Annotated in this window: 20 protein-coding genes; 4 read left to right on the top strand and 16 right to left on the bottom strand. The window is 48.5% G+C overall.

Translation table 11 applies throughout. The features are described from left to right. Positions 1–114: 114 nt before the first annotated feature. On the top strand, positions 115–3000 hold the full coding sequence (locus tag ADA01nite_RS08355) for a transporter substrate-binding protein (RefSeq protein WP_146809492.1): 2886 nt from the start codon (positions 115–117) through the stop codon (positions 2998–3000). Positions 3001–3404: 404 nt separating this feature from the next. Here ADA01nite_RS08355 and ADA01nite_RS08350 read toward each other — a convergent pair whose 3' ends face one another. Continuing rightward, positions 3405–4172: a serine/threonine-protein kinase gene (locus ADA01nite_RS08350; RefSeq protein ID WP_146809491.1), complete on the bottom strand. Its 768-nt coding sequence runs from the start codon at positions 4170–4172 to the stop codon at positions 3405–3407. A 402-nt stretch (positions 4173–4574) separates the two neighbouring features. On the opposite strand from ADA01nite_RS08350, the gene ADA01nite_RS08345 reads away from it, so the two are divergent. Next, the gene (locus tag ADA01nite_RS08345; protein ID WP_146809490.1) at positions 4575–4868 is read left to right on the top strand and encodes a hypothetical protein; all 294 of its coding nucleotides are present in this window, start codon (positions 4575–4577) and stop codon (positions 4866–4868) included. Then, a complete protein-coding gene (locus ADA01nite_RS08340) occupies positions 4865–5527 on the top strand; it encodes a PspA/IM30 family protein (RefSeq protein WP_146809489.1) in 663 nt (220 codons plus the stop codon). The genes ADA01nite_RS08345 and ADA01nite_RS08340 overlap by 4 nt, the downstream gene beginning before the upstream one ends. A 93-nt stretch (positions 5528–5620) precedes the next feature. Here the strand turns inward: ADA01nite_RS08340 and hbs are convergent, their stop codons facing one another. Beyond that, complete coding sequence (hbs, locus tag ADA01nite_RS08335) at positions 5621–5899, bottom strand: non-specific DNA-binding protein Hbs (RefSeq protein WP_146809488.1); 279 nt, start codon at positions 5897–5899, stop codon at positions 5621–5623. A 382-nt stretch (positions 5900–6281) separates the two neighbouring features. Here hbs and ADA01nite_RS08330 point away from each other — a divergent pair, with 382 nt between their 5' ends. Beyond that, on the top strand, positions 6282–6500 hold the full coding sequence (locus ADA01nite_RS08330; RefSeq protein WP_146809487.1) for a hypothetical protein: 219 nt from the start codon (positions 6282–6284) through the stop codon (positions 6498–6500). A gap of 55 nt (positions 6501–6555) precedes the next feature. Here ADA01nite_RS08330 and cobA read toward each other — a convergent pair whose 3' ends face one another. The 14 genes from cobA to ADA01nite_RS08260 form a co-directional block, all read right to left on the bottom strand. Beyond that, entirely contained in the window at positions 6556–8031 is a 1476-nt protein-coding gene (cobA, locus tag ADA01nite_RS08325) for a uroporphyrinogen-III C-methyltransferase (protein ID WP_146809486.1), read from the bottom strand. Next, positions 8028–9449 carry a cobyrinic acid a,c-diamide synthase CobB gene (locus ADA01nite_RS08320; protein ID WP_246147265.1) on the bottom strand — a complete coding sequence of 474 codons (1422 nt, stop codon included), beginning with the start codon at positions 9447–9449 and terminating at the stop codon, positions 8028–8030. Before ADA01nite_RS08320 ends, cobA begins: the two co-directional genes overlap by 4 nt. A 22-nt stretch (positions 9450–9471) precedes the next feature. Further along, positions 9472–10602, bottom strand: coding sequence for a cobalt-precorrin 5A hydrolase (locus ADA01nite_RS08315; RefSeq protein WP_246147268.1), 1131 nt, complete (start codon positions 10600–10602; stop codon positions 9472–9474). Positions 10603–10613: 11 nt separating this feature from the next. Beyond that, a complete protein-coding gene (gene cobM / locus ADA01nite_RS08310) occupies positions 10614–11390 on the bottom strand; it encodes a precorrin-4 C(11)-methyltransferase (RefSeq protein ID WP_146809484.1) in 777 nt (258 codons plus the stop codon). Continuing rightward, the gene (cobI, locus tag ADA01nite_RS08305) at positions 11387–12094 is read right to left on the bottom strand and encodes a precorrin-2 C(20)-methyltransferase (protein WP_146809483.1); all 708 of its coding nucleotides are present in this window, start codon (positions 12092–12094) and stop codon (positions 11387–11389) included. The genes cobM and cobI overlap by 4 nt, the downstream gene beginning before the upstream one ends. Further along, positions 12095–13303 (bottom strand): precorrin-6y C5,15-methyltransferase (decarboxylating) subunit CbiE, encoded by a 1209-nt coding sequence (gene cbiE / locus ADA01nite_RS08300; RefSeq protein WP_146809482.1) that lies wholly within the window; start codon positions 13301–13303, stop codon positions 12095–12097. After that, entirely contained in the window at positions 13282–14388 is a 1107-nt protein-coding gene (locus ADA01nite_RS08295) for a cobalt-precorrin-5B (C(1))-methyltransferase (protein WP_146809481.1), read from the bottom strand. Before ADA01nite_RS08295 ends, cbiE begins: the two co-directional genes overlap by 22 nt. Before the next feature lie 6 nt (positions 14389–14394). Further along, positions 14395–15045 (bottom strand): precorrin-8X methylmutase, encoded by a 651-nt coding sequence (locus ADA01nite_RS08290; protein ID WP_146809480.1) that lies wholly within the window; start codon positions 15043–15045, stop codon positions 14395–14397. Beyond that, a complete protein-coding gene (gene cobK, locus ADA01nite_RS08285) occupies positions 15029–15823 on the bottom strand; it encodes a precorrin-6A reductase (protein ID WP_146809479.1) in 795 nt (264 codons plus the stop codon). Before cobK ends, ADA01nite_RS08290 begins: the two co-directional genes overlap by 17 nt. A 1-nt stretch (position 15824) precedes the next feature. Beyond that, entirely contained in the window at positions 15825–16763 is a 939-nt protein-coding gene (locus ADA01nite_RS08280; protein ID WP_146809478.1) for a sirohydrochlorin chelatase, read from the bottom strand. 67 nt (positions 16764–16830) lie between these two features. After that, positions 16831–18477 (bottom strand): precorrin-3B C(17)-methyltransferase, encoded by a 1647-nt coding sequence (gene cobJ / locus ADA01nite_RS08275; protein ID WP_146809477.1) that lies wholly within the window; start codon positions 18475–18477, stop codon positions 16831–16833. A 5-nt stretch (positions 18478–18482) separates the two neighbouring features. Further along, the gene (locus ADA01nite_RS08270; protein ID WP_246147264.1) at positions 18483–19346 is read right to left on the bottom strand and encodes an energy-coupling factor ABC transporter ATP-binding protein; all 864 of its coding nucleotides are present in this window, start codon (positions 19344–19346) and stop codon (positions 18483–18485) included. A gap of 5 nt (positions 19347–19351) precedes the next feature. Beyond that, positions 19352–20134: a cobalt ECF transporter T component CbiQ gene (cbiQ, locus tag ADA01nite_RS08265; protein ID WP_146809476.1), complete on the bottom strand. Its 783-nt coding sequence runs from the start codon at positions 20132–20134 to the stop codon at positions 19352–19354. Next, on the bottom strand, positions 20118–20429 hold the full coding sequence (locus ADA01nite_RS08260) for an energy-coupling factor ABC transporter substrate-binding protein (protein WP_146809475.1): 312 nt from the start codon (positions 20427–20429) through the stop codon (positions 20118–20120). Before ADA01nite_RS08260 ends, cbiQ begins: the two co-directional genes overlap by 17 nt. Between the last annotated feature and the right edge of the window lie 2 nt (positions 20430–20431).

Here is a 20431-nt window from a genome sequence, read left to right as displayed (position 1 = left end):
ATAATTTACAATTGTATTAGAATGGTGTAAACAAATTGTAACATCAAGTGCAGCATCGTTTTACAGTTTTTTAACACTTTTTAATTTTCATAAAATATGGGAAGGGGATAGAATATGTACAAGAACAACCTTAAGGATATTAAGATAGGCATTTTATTCTCCCTGACCGGAACAACGGGAATAACAGAACGAGGACAATATCAGGCGTGTCTTTTGGCCATTAAACAAATTAATGATACAGGAGGGATAAACGGGAAACGTCTGGTACCAATTGTGGAAGATATTGCATCTGATCCTTATTTAGCCGCTAAAAAATCAGAAAAGCTAATTCTATCCGATCAAGTAGTAACGTTAGTTGGCCTCTACACTTCAGCCTGTCGAAAGATGGTTATACCCGTACTGGAGAAATACGATTCATTATTACTTTATCCAACTCAATATGAAGGAGAAGAGCAACACCGAAATATCGTTTATTGTGGCTCCACGCCTAACCAGCAGCTTTCTCACTTTATTCCCTGGATAATTGAAAACCTGGGAAAATCCTTTTACCTAATTGGATCAGACTATGTTTATCCACGTGAAATAAACAGATACATTCGTTATTTACTAGAGTCACATAATGGAATGATTGCAGGTGAAAATTATTCGAGTTTAGGTAATCAAAGATATCACAAGTACTTAAAAGAAATCCAACAGCTCAATCCCGATGTGATTTTCTCCACACTTGTTGGAGATAGTGCAGTCGCATTTTACCAACAATTTCATCAGTATGGATTGAAACAACCGATAGCAAGTTCAATAACTGCCGAAACAGAAATTACAGCTATACAAACTCCCTATGCTAGAGGGCATTATTCTTGCTTCCCCTACTTTAACACCATAAAGTCAAAAGCAAATCAAGAATTTATAACACAATATCGTCGAACATACGGAACGGATAATATTAGTTCTGCAATGGAAAACGCCTATAATAGCATAATTTTGCTAGCAGAAGCACTCAAAAAATCTAAAAAAATGGATACGGATTCATTGCGTTATCATCTGCCGGGCTTAACTTTTGAAGCACCTCAGGGGAAAATTAAGGTGGACCCTAAGAATCAGCATTTATGGTTACATTCGAGAATTGGACAAGTAAATCAGCATGGGCAGTTTGATATTATTTGGGAGTCAGAACATCCTATCCCCCCTATCCCTTTTTTAAAGAAAAACACTGTAGTAACCGATAGAAAAAACATTCTGACGGAAGAAGACTTACAAAAGAAGCTTGTTTATTTTGAACCGCTCATTTATGAATTAAAAAAAGCAACTCAATTTCTTCCTTGTTCATTTTTATTATTTGACTACGATGGGTTTTTACTTGATAAATTTTGCAATGATACTGTCATCTCACCAATGCTAGTGAATCAAATAAATAAAGGAGAAAATATAAAAAACCTGCCGAAAATGGATAATACAGGTGTCATTTTATCTTTTAAATCGCAGACCATTTCATTTGTTTCAGGGAAAGAACATAATGAAGATGAATTAGATGATTGGATTTCGATAGGGGTACCAATTAAGGGAGAGGGAATTCCGTTTCATGGCGTATTAGGGGTTTTTAGTAATCATGTTCATCTTTCGCATACCGATCTATTAATCGGGTACCTTTCTCAAATCGTAAAATATTGCGTTGATTTTTCTGAGAACCAAAAAAAATTAGAAGCCAGTAACCGTTTCATGCAAGATGTATCTCAATATATCGCGGATAGCCTATTTATTATACAAGATCAAAATATTATTTTTAAAAATGAGCGTGCCCATATATTATATAATCATCATCGTGATTTCATAGATACCATTATAGCTGATGCATTACGTATTAACGAAGAAGAAACCACCTCACTGCTGAAAAGAGGGTACTCAGGGGAACTATATGAAATAAGAATTATACATTCCAAACCTTACACATATCTGTATATAAAACAACTAAGCCATAAAAGTTCCACTATCAGTATCAGGAACAAAAATAAATTATTAACTTCAGATCTCGTTGGAGCTAATGAAAAATTTCTTAAAGTCGTTTCTCTTGCTAAATCTGCATCCAAAACAAGCGCGAACGTTTTAATATTAGGTGAAAGCGGAACGGGCAAAGAATTGTTCGCTAGAGCCATTCATAACGAAAGTGAGCGTCATAATAAACCATTTGTTGCTGTAAATTGTGCAGCTATTTCTCGTGATTTAATCAATGCGGAATTATTCGGATACGAAGAGGGTGCTTTTACAGGGGCAAAAAAAGGGGGCAATCCGGGTAAGTTTGAGGTAGCAAACGGAGGTACATTATTCTTAGACGAAATTGGAGATATGCCTATCGAATTGCAAGCGACTCTTTTGCGTGTTCTTCAAGAAAAAGAGGTCATTCGCGTTGGGGGGCACAAAGCCATCCCCATAGACGTTCGAATCATTGCAGCGACGAATAAGGATCTAAACCAAGAAATTGCATATAAAGGTTCATTTCGCAGTGATTTATTTTACAGACTCAATGTTTTCACTATAGAATTGATGCCTTTACGAGAGCGAACTGATGATATTCCCCTATTAGTTTCCCACTTTTTAAAAGACCTATCTTATAATAGTCAATCGGCAACTAAAAACTTAACTGTAGAAGCGTTAGAAGTTCTTATGAATCACAATTGGAAAGGAAATATTCGTGAATTAAATAATGTAATAGAAAGAGCGTTTTATATTGCAGATAATTCTCCTACAATTACAGTTGAACACTTACCTCAATACGTGTTACAAAAAATAACAGGAAGTACTGAAGTTGAACATGAGCTAAGTATTTCAAATGCATTACCGGATAATGTTAAACAAATTAAACAAAATAATAAAATCTTAAATCGAAATTATCTATTACAAGAACTAATAAAGAGAAAGGGCAATATTAGTAAGACCGCTAAAGAATTAGGTATTTCTCGCCCCACACTCTATCGCAAACTAAAAGAATATAACATTAACATCTGAAATACTTCCCTATAACTTAAGGCCTTCTTTGTCAAAAGTCGGTGATACTTACCTTACCTGTACGCATAAGCAGAAGAACAGTAACAGAAACAGAAAATTTAGAATTAAAAATCTATAAATTTCTTGAAAGTTTGTGCTAGACCGTCTTATATAATCTCACTATAATAAAATAGTGCAAATGATTGAGTAAGGCGGGGAATTAAGATGGATCGATGGAAATCAGCATTTACACTTTATATGACCATGTCACTTGTTATATCAGTCTATATTCTTATCTGTCTGGGAATCTCCCAGATTTAATCCCTGTAACAATAAATGCGGTGGCTTCCGTATATGGAAGCCACCTTTTTTATGCGCCCTGTTCGGGCTTAAGCCTTTATAGAATGCGATGTTTACGGTAAACATCATACCTGCTTCCGACACGTCCTCGACCCGAAGCGGCTCTGCAGCCGCTTCCCCATCCGAAAACCGGCACAGCATTTTCCTACTTCCCGTTCACTGATTAAATACCGGCCGCCTGTCTGAAGCAAAGAAAAGCCAAATGATTTGACCGTAAATCCGGCGCCTTTCTGCTTCTCATACCTCTTTTTAACGAATTCAATCACAGGACGCGGAATTTTCTTGTGAGAAATAAAACGGTAAAAGAGGCGATATCCTTCCTTCAAATGCTCCCAACGTCTGTCATTGCCTTCCCTTACGTATTCCGACACGTCGATTAACTTTATCTCTCCGTCCTGCAGAATAATATTTTTTAAATGGATATCCCGTGGATTCAATCCCCGCTCACGTGCATAGTCAATTGCCTCATCCACCTGTTTAACCACACTTCTTGGGATATATGTGCCGCTTATCAGGCAGTCGTATAAATTCATGCCCTGCTCATAGCTTAGTACGATAAAATTCTGTCCTTTACCGTAAAAATGGGGGAAATACGGATTTTCTCCCAACATGCGATACGCCCTTTCCTCGTCTTTCAACTTCTCTTCCCTGCCGACCGCGTATACTTTAAATGCATAGCGGGGATGATTCGCATGCACGAAAACAGCCGCATCCGTTCCCCGTCCCACACACGATAACTCTTCCGGCACGCTTGCAACACGAACCAGCTCATTTCCGCCATCCGTCGTGACCTTCAGCCGTTCGATAAGCGGAACTGCCTGCTCCCACGCCATAGCTCACAACCTCCCTTTCCATATATTTTAACATTATTAACAAAAAAAGACCTTCACACACTTCCAGAAAATCCAGAAGTATGCGAAGGTCTTGCTTACCCAAAGTGATACATACATACGGGCTCAGCATACCGAGCGGAACACGTGCCGCTGTATTGACGATATACCGACCGGACCTGCGTCCGGTAGCTACTCCCCTTATTTCGTTATTATTATATTATACTATTCCCCATAAAATGAAAAGATAATTGCCTCTATAGAAACATTTGGCTTAAGGCCGATTTTCCTCTCCGTCCCGGGACGTAGCGAAAATCAAACGGACGCCCGTTATGAGGAAGACGTCTGCCAGGTTAATATAAAGACAAGAAAATTACATGCAAAGAAAAACAAAAGGAGGCATATATGCGCAAAAAAGGTTCCTATTTTTTCGGAATGGGAATGATGGGCGTAGGTACCATTATGCTGTTCGGTGTCCTTAATCTCGGATTCCTCATTCCGATTTTTATTGCGGGATTCTTTATCTACATTGGATGGAACATCATTAAAAAGACGCGGGATGAGCATCCTATGTATCCCCCCACAAATCCTCTGCACGATATGATGCCGCATCATCCGTACGACAACAAGAGAATGCAGTATGCGGATGAGCTTGACATGTGGGAAAAAGAAATGAACCAAGGAGGGACAAGCAGATGAGCCTGTTCAAACGTGTACGAGACATTACGGTAGCAACCATGCATCAGATGTTAGATCATGTGGAAGATCCAGTAGCGATGCTGAACCAGTATATGCGGGACATGGAGAATGAAATCTCGCAGGCGGAACTCGCTATTGCACGCCAGATTGCTGTCGAGAAGAAATGGAAGATGATGCTCGAAGAGACGGAAGCCAGGATCGAGAGACGTGAACGTCAAGCGCGCCTTGCCGTGGAGGCGGGAGACGAAGCGATTGCCCGCCGCGCGTTAGAGGATAAGCTTATCTGTGAGAATAAAGCGCAGGAATACGGCGAACAATATGAAATATCACGCAAGCAGACGAATTTACTGCGTGAACAACTGCAAGAACTGAAAGATAAATTCTATGAAATGCGAAACAAGAAAGCCTCTTTGCTGGCCCGTGCCAATGCAGCGCGCGCAAGCAAGCAGATGCATCAAGCCCTGTATTCTGTTGACACGGAAAGCGCGGCCCGCGGATTCTCCCGCATAGAAGAGCGTGTTATGATGATGGAAACGGAGGCGGAAACCTACCGTCATATGCGTACGGCTTACCTCTCGCTAGAAAATTATGCACGCAATGAAGAACAGAACACAAAAGTAGAAGAGGCCCTGCAGAAGCTAAAAGCGGCCAAGCAATAGTCCGGCCAACCACAAATATATCTTCAATTCCCCCCATATTTAAAATAGAAAGACTGCCACAAAGTCACGCTCCGCGGCAGTCTTTCCTACTTATTATCGTCCGTTTACTGCATCTTTCAATGCTTTACCAGGAGAGAATGCAGGCACTTTTGTTGCTGCAATTTCAATCTCCTCTCCTGTTTGTGGGTTGCGGCCTTTACGGGCTGCACGCTCACGGCTCTCAAAATTACCGAAACCGATAAGCTGTACTTTCTCCCCGGCTTTAAGCGCTTCCGTGATAGAATTCAGAATCGCGTCAACTACCTGGGAAGCTTGCTTCTTCGTCATCTCTGTAGTTGATGCTACTTTCTCAATCAGCTCTGTCTTGTTCATATGTATCCTCCTTTAAACAATAGAATCTCTTAGTTATATACCCATTCTTCCAAAACAATAGGCATTTTAAACATTGTTTAGAAGATAAGAGCAAATTTTTTGCTATTTTCTTTCTGTCCGGACGAGCCGCGTCTGTGAACCAGCCTACCATATGAATATAATAGTCATTCCGCTCTGTCAAGACCATAAAGTCCGGACTCATAAATTTGTCCTATTTATTCCTCCGGTTCCGGAATCATAATCGTAGCGATATTACGCTGTTTTCGCCCTTCACCTGGCTTTTTGTCCAACACCTTTTTATATACAAAGGAATGGCAGAATAAACCCTTTTTTCATACACTGGCAGAGATGAAAGAACCCTGAGGAAGAGAGGAAGACAGACATGGCTAAATCGAATAAAAAAGCGACAAGCAAAAACAGGCACCAGGTGTCATCGGAGGAACGTAACCGTTTCAACATGAAGGTAGTTACTGTAGATAAATGTATCATATGCAAGCAACAATGCGACCGCGGGCTGGCCTATATCGAGAAGATGTCAAAACCCGGCACGATCGGCTATGGCGTACCGTGTATTTTAACCAAAGGAAAAGCCTACAAATGAAGGAAACCGCGGTTTAGAACAGGCAGCGCTTCTTCAGAACCGGGTTTCCCGCTTTTTACACATTTATTTTTTCAAAAGTTAAACAAGAGAGCAGCGATGCAAGGGTAGGAGATGCAGCCATCCGGTTAACCGTATAACCGGCTTCCTGGATGGCTTTCGCCGTTTTTTCGCCCATACAGATCAGGGAAGCAGCGGAGAGGACGGTACGCGGGTCAAAGCCGGCCTGCTCCAGAGAACGGACAAGCGTACCCACGGAGGCCGCACTTGGAAAAATAACCGTATCGACTCCTTCTTCCCGCAAAAGCCGCACCATATTCATATTATACTCCCGGCACTCTTCTTTCTTATATACTGCCATTACATCGCATGGCCCCCATTTGGTCTCATATTTCTCCCTATCATTTAGGATGGAAACTTCCCCGATAATCAGCCATTTGCCTTCAGCGGAGAAGGGTTCTGTTTGTTCGGACACGAACCCCATTTCCTGCAGTTTCCGCTTTGTCCTGCGAGATAACGTATAAAATGCCGGGGTGATCTCCCGAATGTCTTTCCCGCTTTGGCGATATGCCTCGAAGAAGAATGCTGCACTTTCAGGCGATGTAAAGAGGATACGTTCATATTCTCCGCTTCGTACCATCATTTCCTCTGTCGTTTTATTCTCTACTCCCCGCACTGAGAAATACGGATATTCAATGACATCGGCTCCCTGTTCAGCCAGTGCATTAGCCAGATTTCCTTGCTCTCCGCCTGTGCGGGCCACCAGGATACGGCGACCAAACAACGGTTTTTTCTCAAACCACTGGATTTGGTCACGCAGGCTAACAATATCGCCCACCAACGTAATGGCCGGATTCTTAAGACCCGCTTCCCGGACCCGCTGTACAATGGTTTCCAACGTGCCCTGTACGGTCTGCTGTCGGCCCATGGTACCCCAGCTGATTAGTGCAACCGGTGTCTTCGGATGGCGTCCGTGCGAAATAAGACTATCGCAGATATAGGGCAAATTTTTGACGCCCATATAGAACGCGAGTGTATCGACACCCCCGAGCGATGCCCAATCCACTATCGGTCTCCCGTTCTCTGTCTTCGTATGTCCGGTCACTACGGCAAAGCTGGTTCCGTATTCGCGGTGAGTGACCGGAATGCCTGCATACACAGATGCGGCTATTCCTGCCGTAATGCCGGGTACAATTTCATATTCGATCCCCTGTCCGGCAAGCTCCGCCGCTTCTTCTCCCACACGGCCGAATACGGATGGGTCTCCGCCTTTAAGGCGTACAACCGTCTTTCCTTCCTTCGCTTTCTGCACAAGAAGTTCATTGATGGCTTCCTGGCGAAGCGTATGGTGCTTCGGAAGCTTGCCGCAGAAAACAAATTCGGCTTCCGGCTTTGCAAACCGCAGCAAACGCGGATTGGCCAGCCGATCATATACGATTACGTCAGCCATCCGTAAGCATTCAAGTCCTCGTACCGTGATGAGCTTCTCGGCGCCCGGTCCGGCGCCGACCAGATAAACTTTACCCTGGCTCATCTACTCCCTCCTTTATCTGCAGCTGTTTCCATCTTTCGTTTCTCCCGGTAAGCAAGACAAGCCTCAACCCAGCGCTCTACCAGAGAAGGCACAGAAGCAAAGTGAAGATGGGTATAGCCCGCCACCATATTCTTAAGCAAGACGCCTTCTTTTTTGCTGCCAAACCGGCTCTGTGCTTCATAAGCGGGGGGTAACTCTGCCGATGGTTCAAATGTAGAGTAATGGAACTCGTGACCGCGTGCCGTCTCGCCTTCCGGCAGCAGGAAATTGCCTTCCATCCCTTCCACCTCCCGGTATCCAAGCGCGGCCCGTTTTGTCTGCATGTACGTACGGCCGGAAATAACGCCGACCATCGGATGGCTTTCTCCGTCCGTTGTCACAATCTCTTCAGTCAGATACATAAAGCCACCGCATTCAGCGAACGTCGGCATACCGTCCTCAATCGCCCGACGCACCGATACGCGGCTTCTCTCTTCACGGGCAAGCTCGGCGGCGAATTCTTCAGGAAAACCACCACCAATGTATAACCCGTCCGCTTCTTCAGGTACAGCTTCACCGGCCAGCGGGCTGAAGAATATGCACTCAGCCCCCGCTTCCTCCAGCATTTCAAGGTTTTCCGGATAATAGAAGTTAAATGCAGCATCCCTCGCTATGGCAATGCGGACGGTCGAGCCAGAACGTTTCTCCAGCGGAAACAGAAGAACCTCATTTTCTTCCGCCGAAATCAGCGGTGCTTCCGCCAACTCAAGCAGACGATCCAAGGCAATATGCTGCTCTACCATCTCTCCCAATCGGTCAAACAACGGTTCCAATTCTCCCCGTTCCACGGCTGGCAGAAGACCGAGGTGACGCTCCGGAATACGGACATCAGGCGTGCGGACGAGCGTGCCCAATAACGGTACCCCGCACTCTTTCTCCACTGCCTGTCCAACCAGCTTGCCGTGCCCCGCACTTCCGGCATGGTTGGCGATGACGCCTACGATGGACACGTTTGGATTGAGCATCTGGAATCCCTTTACGACCGCCGCCGCACTGCGGGCCATACTATGCACATTCACTACCAGTACGACCGGCGTTTTTGTCAGCAGACTGATCTCAGCCGTACTTCCTGTGTCTTCTGTCGGGCTTTTTCCATCATAAAGGCCCATGACGCCTTCAATGATAGAAATATCGGCATCCCGGCTGGCACGGACAAGGATACTGCTTACGATATCCTCTTTCAGCATCCAGCTATCCAGATTGCGTGAGGGACGTCCGGTAATCGCCGTGTGGTACGCCGGGTCGATATAATCAGGTCCGCATTTGAACCCCTGTACCGTCAGTCCTCTCCGCTTCAATGCAGCCATTAGACCGAGCGTGACGGTGGTTTTCCCGGCTCCACTTCCCGTTCCGGCTATGATAATGCGCTTGTTACCCACAGCTCTCCCCTCCTTCTGCATATTATGCAAGTACACCGACCGAAATGGTCACGTTCCCTGACTTTCGTTTCGTCAGCACAAGTTTCTCCTGTCCGCTGTACCGCTTGCAGGCCGGCTCGCTGACGCCGTATGCGCCGGTAAATTTATATACCGTATCGGATGGTTCTTCAATATTCATTTCATTTAATTCTTCCGGTGTGTAGTAGACGAATTCCCAGCCATGTTTACTGCACACGGCAAGCAGGCCTTCCTCGTCTTTCTTTAAGTCAATGGTACCAACTGCTTTTACACTTTGCATGGAAAATCCGAGATGATCCAGCGTTTCCCTAATCACGTTCTCGATCTCTTCTGCCGATGTTCCCCGATTGCATCCAATGCCAAGAATAATTACTTTTGGCCGGTAGAGAACACCGTTGTCCAAAATCGGTATTTCTTCCGGACGCAGTTGCCGGTGCGTAATGACAAGTGCCGCATCCGGTCCTGCAGCCAACGCTTCTTCGATAGAATCATAGATTTTCAGCGAGGGCGGCATAGGGGTATCGTGCATCCACCAGTCTTTTTCGCCCGATTCTTGAACAATCGCAACGTGCTCTTCATTGACCACGGAGGCACTGACCGGGGTCAGCTTCTTCTCGGATATCGGGTCCCATGTCCAGCCGAATCGGCGGCCGAACAGGTCAACCGGAATTGTTTTCTGCACGTCCGATGCGGTCGTAATGACCGGCTGCGCACCCAGCAGGGCGGCCACTTCCCTCGTTAATTCGTTGGCGCCGCCCAGATGCCCGGACAGTACGCTAATGGCGTGGCGTCCTTTATCATCGATCACGACAACCCCCGGATCCGTTTTCTTATCTTTCAGCACCGGCGCAATCATACGGACGACCGCACCGAGTGAAATAAACAGAATCAAGCCTTCATAAACGGGAAACAACGCCGGAAACAATAACCGCACCGAACCGGTAAACAGTTGAATGCCCTGTTGTTCTTCATCGCCGCGCGCAAATTTGCTCATATAGTAGAGGTCCGCATCCGGAAACTGTTTCGCAAGTGAGCGCGCCATCTCAACGCCGTGCCGTGTAATGGCAACAATGGCATAGCGGCCCGTCTGCCGAATTTCCGGTACAGTGCCCTCCGTTAATTCGATCGCATTCACTCCAGTTTGGTTCACGATGGAACACCTCTCCGGAAACGGTGCGTAAATTCCTTATCATACAGCTTGGAACGGAATTCATCTTTATCCGTAATACCCGGATCCAACGCCCACCCGGCAAGAATCATCGCTTGTGAACGAATACCATGCGACCGCATATCGTCCGCCAGGTTTTCCAGAGTGGAGCGGACAATGATTTGGTCCGGCCAGCTGGCCCGGTATACGACAGCCACCGGCGTATCCGGTGTCCATTCGGCTGCCAGGAATTCATCAACAACTTTTTTGATCAGCGTAGCACTTAAGAATAGCGCAACGGTACAGTGATGCGAAGCCAAATCGCGCAGTTTTTCCCGCTCTGGCACCGGTGTCCGGCCTTCGGCGCGTGTCAGAATCAATGTCTGCGTCAAATCGGGTACAGTCAATTCTGCACCTACCGCTGCTGCCGCTGCAAAAACGGAGCTGACACCGGGCACGATTTCGTATTCGATGCCGTTCTTTTTCAAAAGAACCATCTGTTCCAGAATAGCTCCGTACACCGCCGGGTCCCCTGTATGCACACGGACTACCTGTTTGCCCTGTTTTACACGGTCAACCATGATATCGACCATTTCTTCTAAGTTCATGCCTGCCGTTTTCAACACTTCGGCTCCCGGCTTTGCTCTCGCAATTAGTTCTTCATTAACCAGCGAGTCTGTCCATAATACTACATCCGCTTGCTGAAGAAGCTTAAGCCCTTTTACCGTAATTAAGTCCGGATCCCCCGGGCCTGCCCCGATAATGTAAACTTTCATTTTCTCACCACCATTAGCGTTAAGTATTCGAGCTCCAGTCCTTTCAAATCCGCAACATTTGGCCAGACGACTTCTTCACTAGATGTCACTTTTGTAACAACGGACGCTTTTGACAGAAGATCCAGCTCCCCTAAAACGTCCACCATCATATCGATGACCTTGGCGACTTTAAGAAACACGACGCAATCGTGATTTATGATTGCCTGCTTCATTTGTTCGCGGTTGTCCGTCGCCGGAATGACCGCCACATGCTCATCCCCGTCCGCCAGCGGCAAACCGAGGCGTGAGGCAACGCCGTTTACGGAGGAAATGCCAGGGATTGACACGACTTTAATCTCCGGGTGCTTCTCCTGCATGAGCCTCATCATATGGATGAACGTGCTGTACATCATCGGATCGCCTTCCGTGATAAATGCGACGTCCCGTCCCTGCGCCAGTCGTTCATATACCTCCGCTACGGTCTGATTCCATTCCCGCTCCAGAATTGCTTTATCTTTCGTCATCGGAAATACCAGGCCCAACATCTCTTTGTCCCGCTGATCGATATACTGCTCGGCAATTGCGTATGCATAGCTTTTGCTACCTTTGCGCTTGCGTGGATACGCGATAACCGGCGATTCTTTCATAATCCGGTAGGCTTTCACGGTCACAAGTTCCGGGTCCCCCGGCCCCACGCCTACGCCGTATAGAGTACCTGCTGTCATCTAGCTCTCCTCCTTATGCTTTGCTGTGATAATATAAATCGGGTTCAATCCTTCGAATCGGTTCATATGTAAAATTGGCTTGCTGCGCGAAATCTGAGCCAGCGTCACCGATGTATCGAATCCTTCCGCCGCGAAGGCCTGCATCGCTTCGTATAGCGTCTCGATCGTTGCCGCGTTCAGCACGATGCGTCCGCCAGGTTTCAATCGTGTGCAGCATACGTGCAGCAGGTCTTTCATCTCGCCGCCGCTGCCGCCGATAAACACGGCATCCGGGTCGGCAAACTCTTCAAGTCCGGAAGGGGCACGTCCGTGCACTACAGTAAAATCGGTGCGGAACTTTTTCATGTTCTGGCGGCAGTTCTCCAGGTCGCCCTCGTTTTTCTCGATGGCGAATACTTCCCCTTCCCGGCAGATGCGCGCCGCTTCGATTGCCATCGAGCCTGTACATGTACCGATGTCCCATACCGTACTGTCCGGCTTTAATTCCAGAGCAGCCAGACTCAGCACCCTTACTTCCCGCTTTGTAATAAGCCCTTTATCCGGTTTGCGCTGAGAAAATTCCTCGTCTGCGATGCCAAGCGGCCAGTAGGGTCCCTCTGTGCTGCGCTTCAGCACAATCAAATTAAGCGGTGAATACTCTGCTCCGGCCATTTCTTCCAGTGACATCCAGCGTGTTCGTTCGTCGGTTCCGCCCAGGTTCTCCGCCACAAACGCTCTATACTCCGTCATGCCGAAGGAAAGAAGGTAGCGGGCAATCACCGCCGGATTGTTCTCTTCGTCCGTCAGCAGGCATACTTTCTCCCGGCCGTCAATCTTCTGTGCCAGCCCTCTCATACTGCGTCCGTGAACGCTCAAGAATACAGCGTCCTGCCAGCTCTCTCTCATTTTTGCGAATGCCTGCTGGATGGAACTAAGTCCGGGATAGATTTCCACGGGCAGCTTTTTGGCAAGATAGGAGCCAATTCCATAAAATAGCGGATCGCCGGACGCCAATACGACCGTCTTCTTATTTGCTTCAGCAATGGCAGCTACCAATGCCGCGAGACCTCCCTTTACCGTCAGCGTCTCGCCCCTGTATTCGGGAAAGAAACCAAGATGCCGTTCACCCCCGACAAGCAGTTCGCTCTCTTCGATCCATTGCCGATAGAGCGGCAACAGGCTCTCCGCCCCGTTGTCTCCGATGCCGATTACTTTGACAGCACTCTGCAATCCACTCTCTCCCTTCCCAGAATCTCATTTTTCATCGTAATAATCGTTGTTTCTATCTCTGCGTCGCCGCCCATTTCCTTCAATCCTGAATAGCATACATGTCGGCAGAGCACTTCAAAGAAAGCGTCACAGCCATTCTCCCGCATAAGGTCGCCGACCTGGGAAGCAGTATTCGCCTCCCGAATTTGCGCTATTAGTTCCCCTGGAACACCCGCTTCTTCAGCAACACCGGCAAGAAATCCAAAGTCGACCGGCGCGCTCTTCGAATGCACCATCATTATGCCCTGAGCGACTTTGGAGAACTTACCCATCATGCCAACAAGCGCCACGCGTTTGACGCCGTATTTTTTGCACATTTTCAAGGTAAAACCGACGAAATCGCCCATCTCAATAAACGCTTCCTCCGGATAGCCGTCATACAGTTTCATAGCGAATTTTTCGCTGCGGCCTCCGGTCGTGGCAATGAGATGTTCGCATCCCCCTTCTACCGCCACGCTGATCGCCTGGGCAATGCTCGCTTTAAACGCCGCCGTAGAAAAAGGAACGACTGTGCCGCGCGTTCCTAGAATGGAAATCCCGCCTATGATACCCAAGCGGGCGTTGAGTGTCTTCTTGGCGATTTCTTCACCTTCCGGGACAGAAATGACGATGCGAATCCCCCGCTTTATGTTATAGGCGTCCAACACTTCTCGGGCCGTTTCCGTAATCATACGGCGCGGAACCGGATTGATAGCCGCTTCGCCAACCGGCACAGGAAGGCCGGGCTTGGTCACCCGGCCGACGCCCGTCCCTCCGTCTAATACAATTCCCGGCTCGCTTGTCCAGGTTACCGTCGAGACGATGAGCGCTTTGTGGGTGGCGTCCGGATCATCCCCTGCGTCCTTAATTACGCTCGCCTCTGCACTGTATTCATCAAAGGTCACATTTTGCATATGAAAAGCGACCCTGTCCCCGATAGGAAGCAGGATTTCCGCCTCCGTCACCGCTTCCTGCCGAATCAGCGAAAGCAAGGCGGCTTTCGTTGCCGCCGTCGCGTTTGAACCCGTGGTATACCCGTGGCGCATTGGTTTTCCTTCGTCCGCCATACCGACCTACCCCCGTTTCTCGGCCATAATCGACAGCGCATTCACTGCAGCCACGACGACCGTGCTTCCTCCTTTGCGTCCCACATTTGTAATGAATGGAATATCGAGCTTTGCGAGCTCTTCTTTCGACTCGGCAGCCGAAACGAATCCGACAGGCATACCGATGATAAGCCCCGGACGGGCGATGCCTTCCTTCACAAGCCGAATCAGCTCGAGCAGGGCGGTTGGTGCATTGCCGATAGCAAAGATGCCACCGTCCGCTTCCCTCACGGCTTTGCGTGTCGCCACAATGGCGCGTGTCGTATTCAACCGCTTTGCTTCTTCCATTACGTCCGGGTCTGATATGTAGACATGGACGCTCCCACCAAACTTTTCAATGCGCGGTTTGCTAATGCCAACCTGCACCATCTGCACATCCGCAACCAGTTTACGTCCTTCGCGAATCGCGCGAATACCGGCTTCGATTGCATCCGGATGAAACAGCATGCTGCGTCCAAGTTCAAAGTCGGCGGATGCGTGTATCACCCGCTGCACAACCGGATATTGCTCCTCCGTAAACGGATGCTCACCCAGCTCTTCCGTGATAATCTCAAAGCTCTTTCCCTCGATTTCCTGCGGCTGCACGGTCAACGGTTTAAACTCAGTGTGGAATTCCATCAGTTTTAGCCTCCTCCAATTTTTCTCTCAATGCATCTAGTACTTGATAAAACTCGGAAAATACGGTGCCATACTCGATTTTCGGACGGGCAATCATGATGGTCGGAATGCCGAGTTCCAGCGCCGCTTCCAACTTCTCGTCTACGGAGCCGACTTTTCCGCTCTCCTTCGTAATCATCAGCGTTACGCCATACTGCCTGTATAAGGCAACATTCAACTCTTTTGAGAACGGTCCCTGAATGGCGATAATATTTTTCTGTTCAATGCCTAACTGCTCACATTTCTCCATGTTGTCTTTGCGCGGCAGCATACGCGCCACCAGCCTTACTTCAGGCAAACCGACCAGCTTCTCAGCGAAAATTTGCAGTGTCTTGCTTCCGGTGGTCAGCATAACTACGCCTTTATGCCGGGCGGCCAGCTCAGCCGCTTCCGCATAGTCGCCCACCATTGTAATCAGCGGATGCGGCTTCTCTTCCACCGAAGCCCGCTCGTAGCGTATGTACGGCACGTCCGCCCTTTTGGCGCCTTCCAGCGCATTGCGGGACGCTTCTTCCGCAAACGGATGGCTTGCGTCGATAACCGCTTTGAAGCCTTCGCGTTGAATAAGCTCGCATATTTCTTCTGCATTCATCCGTCCGACACGCACGGGAAGCCCTGCCTCTTTCATGCTTTTCGCCGCACTATCCGTAACCACAGTTGTCAGCAGCGAATACCCCGCCTGTTTTACCAATAGCGCCAGCTCTCTCGCATCACTCGTTCCTGCAAGAATGAGAATCATATTAGACCATTTCCTTTTCTGTATGATGTTCATAGTTATGATGGTGATCGTGGTCATGCCGGTGCTCATGATGATGCCCGTGGTTATGCTCATGCGAATGGCCGTGATGATGGTGGTCATGGTCATGATGCAGATCCATATGCTCTACGGCAAACAACCGATACTGGCATGTATCGCAATTCATCTTCACTTCATCCTGCAGCGCTTCTGCTATCCGATCCAGGAAGATAGTGCGCAGGCCCGGATGGAAACCGATGTATTCCGTCATCCAAAACTCCTGATCAGGATACGCGCTACGGAACTGATCCAGCTTGTCTTCCATCCGCTTCATCAGGATACCGGTAAACAAGAGATACGGAATTAATACAACCTTTTTTGCTCCCAGGGTAAGGCAGCGTACAATCCCTTCTTCTACAGAAGGCTGCGTGACACCGATGAAACAAGTTTCCACCCATTTTACATGCAGGCGTTCCCACAGCATGCGGGAAAGCTTGTATACGTCACTGTTGGCATCCGGGTCACTGCTGCCCCGACCCACCAGCAGAACGGCCGTGTCTTCCGCTTCTTCTTCCACGTTTATTCCTGTCTCCGTCAGGCGGGAGCCAAGGATAGAGAATATTTCGTCATGAATGCCGATGGGACGTCCATAAATAAATTGAACGTTCGGATATTTCGCCCTGGCCTCGTCAATGGCCGCCGGAATGTGAATCTTCGAATGCCCTGCAGCAAACAGCATCATCGGGATAACGGCAACCTGCGTCGCTCCCCTTTCCACACAGGTGGTAAGCCCCTGCATCATATCCGGGTCCGCAAATTCGAGAAAGCACGTTTCGATAATGGGTGCCTTGATTTCGTCTTTCAGGCCATCCACGAACTGTAGGACTTCTTCGTTCCCCTGCGGGTCCCGGCTTCCGTGTCCTACAAACAATACCGCTTGCATATGATAGACGCCTCCTTTGCGTATATATCAAACTGGTTTTCGATTCGAAAAAATTTCTATAATCCTATCAATCTCCGCAAACGGAATCTACTAGAACTTGAATAGGCGCTTCCCGGTGTTCGAAGCCTTCAATCTCTTTGATACGCTTGAAGAATTTGTGGAAGCGTTCGTTCGGATGGCCTTCTTCTTTATATTTGTGCACGATACGCGCAAGCAGATCGACGATTTCTTCCGGTTCGATGCCTTCCGCTACCGGTTGGCCTACATGCGCATTGCGGCCGACCGTTTTGGCGCCAAGGAACAGGTCGAACTTTCCTTTTCTGAACACAAGCCCAATGTCTTCTGTTACTGCACCGTAGCATGCCATGCCACAGCCGTTGATGCCGATTTTCGTTTCCTTCGGCACATTCAGGCCGCCCAGCAATTCCTGAATACGTTCTGCGTATGGAATCGCATCTGTCTTTTCTCCGTCACAAAAGTCGCATGCCTTAATTGTCACTACATCACCTATCGGCTGCACCAGCATGCCGACTTCCGCAAGCTTTTGCGTAATTCGTTCCGGCTCAGTCGTCGGAACGCTGACGCGAATCTGATGATGCGGCGTATATTCCATTGTGCCTTCTTCACCGACAATCTCGGCAAGTACAAGCATTTGCTGCGCACTCAGCTTCTTATTAGCCACACCCGGCGAGACAGCAAATTCAAAAATCGACTTTTGAACAAAACCGGCGTCTGCCAGAGGAGAAGATTCAGAAGCCGTACCGTGCAGCCGTCCCAGTGCTTCCTCTGCTAAACTACGAGAAGACAATGACGCAGGTACAGTTGAGATTGAGGACGACGGCAGAGCTGTCTCCTTCTGTTTCTCCGGCATCACACTGTGCAGCGCCCATGGTTCATTCTCTTCCCGTAAACGCTGGTGCGGAGCAAGCGCTTGTTTCTCCGTATTTAATGTATATTTGCGTTGATAGCCTCGCGGTGTAATCATTTTCCCGTCATACAGCCGGGTCGAATTATTTCCGATAATGACCGTCGTCAACATGCCGATTTCATGCTCCAGCATATGGGCCAAATCGGTAATCACTACGGACTGGCGATCACGGTAGGCGCTTTTCACGAGTCCGACCGGCGTATCCGGCGAACGGTATTTCAATAAAATGCGCTGCGTTTCTTCAATCTGGCGCGTTCGCCGTCCGCTCTTCGGGTTATATAAGGCAATGACAAAATCGGCCTGTCCGGCCGCTTCTACGCGTTTTGCGATTAGCTCCCACGGGGTTAAATGGTCGCTTAAACTGATGGTGCAGGCATCGTGCATAACCGGAGCACCCAGCAGGGATGCACATGAGTTAATCGCCGAAATGCCGGGGATAACTTCTACACCGATCCCTTCTTTTTCTGTCCATCCCTGCTCTATCAACACTTCATATACGAGTCCGGCCATTCCGTACACACCGGCATCACCGCTGGAGATAACGCCGACAATCTTGCCTTTTTCCGCCTGGCGCACCGCTTCTTGTGCCCGTCCGACTTCCTCCGTCATGCCGGCCTGGATTACGGTCTGATCTTCCCGCAGAAGATCACGGATCAAATCAACATAAGTGGTATAGCCGAGAATGACTTCACACTCCTCAATCGCTTCGCGGGCCCGCTGGGTAATATGGTCGAAGCTTCCCGGACCAAATCCGATAATTAATACTTTTCCGCCTTTTTTATCCATGAGATTCACCCCATTTTTCGTTTATTTTCCGTAGCATACCGTTCCAGCTGATATCTTAGCTCGGCTGCGGTGCGAGGCCGTTTCAGTGTACCGTTGAAAAACGACAAGTCGAGCGCTTCCCACACATCAAACAACAGCGGTACACTGAGCTGCATTTCTTCTAGTACCTCCCGCCTCTTAAACACTTCCTCCGGCGTCCCTTCCAGTACCAGCCGCCCTTTATGCATAACGAACACCCAGTCCGCCCATTCATAAGCCAAATCGATGTCATGCGTCGCCATCAGCATCGTGGTGCCTTCGTCGCGGTGAATGGTCTCTAGTTCCTCAAGCAAAAGCTTCGTGTGCAAACGATCAAGATAAGCGGTTGGCTCATCCAATAGCAGCAATTCCGGTCGCAACACCATCACGCCTGCCAGCGCTACACGTTTTTTCTGTCCTAAACTTAAATGATGTACCGGTCTTTCCCGCAAATCGTCCAACCCAAAGCGCACTAACGCTTCATCCACTTTGCGCGCAACTTCCGCATCCGACATCCCGGCATTGCATAGTCCGTAAGAAATGTCTTCCGCTACCGTATTGGCGATTAACTGCTGTTCCGGATCCTGAAAAACCAGGCCTACCTTCCGCCGCAGTTCAGCCAGATATGAACGTCGGTATAAGTACGGCTCCCCATTCCATTTCAAATCACCATGCTCCGGCTGATAAATGCCGTTTATATGCAGAAATAAGGTCGACTTTCCGCAGCCGTTATGACCAAGTAATGCGCAGCGTTTTCTTCTCGGAATTCGCAGAGTAATGTGATCGAGTGCCGGTTCTATCCCCCCCGGATATGTATACGACACATCTTCCATCTCAAAAAGCCAAGCCAACCGTTTCACCTCCTTGTCCACAATTCGAGCACGAAGAGCAGTATCAAACCGACCGCGGCTTCTACTGCATATCGTCTCGATACGGAAAACGATGTTCTGGAAGCAACGCGCAGCTCTCCTTCAAAACCTCGCGCCGTAAGTCCAACCGACAGCTGTTGATAGCGCTGCAGCGTGCGGGTAAACAATCGGGTAACCAGCCGGCCCGCCGCCTGCATTTTATTCATAAAGCCTCGTCCACCGCCCCGTGCCTGCTGGGCAATCCACAGCTGCCCGGCCGTCTCTAAAAATACAAAAACAAACCGGTACATCACCAGCAGCAAATCCGTTATTAGAGCCGGAATTCCCACGCGCCGCAGAACCACCAGTAGCTCGGTGAACGGCACGGTCAACAAAATAAAGTACAGACAGGACACGGATGCGAGCGAACGAAACAGCAATACACCCGCCGCCTTCATCCCTTCTTCGCTTGCATACACATGCCAGGGACCCGCGGAAAATTGAAACAGTACCGGCTCCAAAACCGGTTGGAGTGAAATCTCCAATACCAGCGGAGGCAGGCCAAGGGCCAAAAATACCGCAAGCGCCATCAGTAAATTTACATACACCCGGGCTGCAATTCCCGCGTAGCCGACAATCCACACGCTCATCCAGGCAAATACAGCCACATGCACCTTCGTGTGCGCCACCAAAACGAAAAACAGCGTACTTAATCCGAAAGACAGCTTCTGTGCGGGAGAAACATGGCGCAGGCGATTCGTATATGCAAGCGTATCAAGCTGAATCTTCATTCGAATGGTCCTGCTTCACAGCACGGCCTTTGTAGTAGCCGATTCCATATCCGATGATACCGGCTCCCAGCGCAGCTTGCAGCGCAAACAGCAGACTTTCCGTCTCGCTGCCCGGCGGCTCGATAAATGGCTCACTCCACGGCTTATATTCAGGCGCCACCTCAGCTATTGCTTCCTCTGCTGCGCCGTCTGCGCCTCCAAAATCCGAATTCTGCACGAAGATAAGCGGGAACACAATCAGTGCAGCTACCGAAAGTACAATCAAAACATTCATCCAACTCTTTGATTTGTTCATCG

The sequence above is a fragment of the Aneurinibacillus danicus genome (assembly GCF_007991215.1).
Classification (GTDB): Bacteria; Bacillota; Bacilli; order Aneurinibacillales; family Aneurinibacillaceae; genus Aneurinibacillus; species Aneurinibacillus danicus.
Note: the sequence above shows the minus strand (reverse complement) of the source record. Positions and strands in the feature narration are given on the sequence as shown.

Excerpts from the sequence above, each read along its gene's own strand:
- cbiQ (WP_146809476.1), bottom strand. The coding sequence starts at position 20,134 with ATGAAGATTCAGCTTGATACGCTTGCATATACGAATCGCCTGCGCCAT.
- ADA01nite_RS08280 (WP_146809478.1), bottom strand. The coding sequence starts at position 16,763 with ATGCAAGCGGTATTGTTTGTAGGACACGGAAGCCGGGACCCGCAGGGG.
- hbs (WP_146809488.1), bottom strand. The coding sequence starts at position 5,899 with ATGAACAAGACAGAGCTGATTGAGAAAGTAGCATCAACTACAGAGATG.
- ADA01nite_RS08355 (WP_146809492.1), top strand. The coding sequence starts at position 115 with ATGTACAAGAACAACCTTAAGGATATTAAGATAGGCATTTTATTCTCC.
- ADA01nite_RS08345 (WP_146809490.1), top strand. The coding sequence starts at position 4,575 with ATGCGCAAAAAAGGTTCCTATTTTTTCGGAATGGGAATGATGGGCGTA.
- cobI (WP_146809483.1), bottom strand. The coding sequence starts at position 12,094 with ATGACAGCAGGTACTCTATACGGCGTAGGCGTGGGGCCGGGGGACCCG.
- ADA01nite_RS08290 (WP_146809480.1), bottom strand. The coding sequence starts at position 15,045 with ATGGAATTCCACACTGAGTTTAAACCGTTGACCGTGCAGCCGCAGGAA.
- ADA01nite_RS08350 (WP_146809491.1), bottom strand. The coding sequence starts at position 4,172 with ATGGCGTGGGAGCAGGCAGTTCCGCTTATCGAACGGCTGAAGGTCACG.
- ADA01nite_RS08295 (WP_146809481.1), bottom strand. The coding sequence starts at position 14,388 with ATGGCGGACGAAGGAAAACCAATGCGCCACGGGTATACCACGGGTTCA.
- ADA01nite_RS08340 (WP_146809489.1), top strand. The coding sequence starts at position 4,865 with ATGAGCCTGTTCAAACGTGTACGAGACATTACGGTAGCAACCATGCAT.
- ADA01nite_RS08260 (WP_146809475.1), bottom strand. The coding sequence starts at position 20,429 with ATGAACAAATCAAAGAGTTGGATGAATGTTTTGATTGTACTTTCGGTA.
- cobK (WP_146809479.1), bottom strand. The coding sequence starts at position 15,823 with ATGATTCTCATTCTTGCAGGAACGAGTGATGCGAGAGAGCTGGCGCTA.
- cobA (WP_146809486.1), bottom strand. The coding sequence starts at position 8,031 with ATGAGCCAGGGTAAAGTTTATCTGGTCGGCGCCGGACCGGGCGCCGAG.
- ADA01nite_RS08330 (WP_146809487.1), top strand. The coding sequence starts at position 6,282 with ATGGCTAAATCGAATAAAAAAGCGACAAGCAAAAACAGGCACCAGGTG.
- cobM (WP_146809484.1), bottom strand. The coding sequence starts at position 11,390 with ATGAAAGTTTACATTATCGGGGCAGGCCCGGGGGATCCGGACTTAATT.
- cobJ (WP_146809477.1), bottom strand. The coding sequence starts at position 18,477 with ATGGATAAAAAAGGCGGAAAAGTATTAATTATCGGATTTGGTCCGGGA.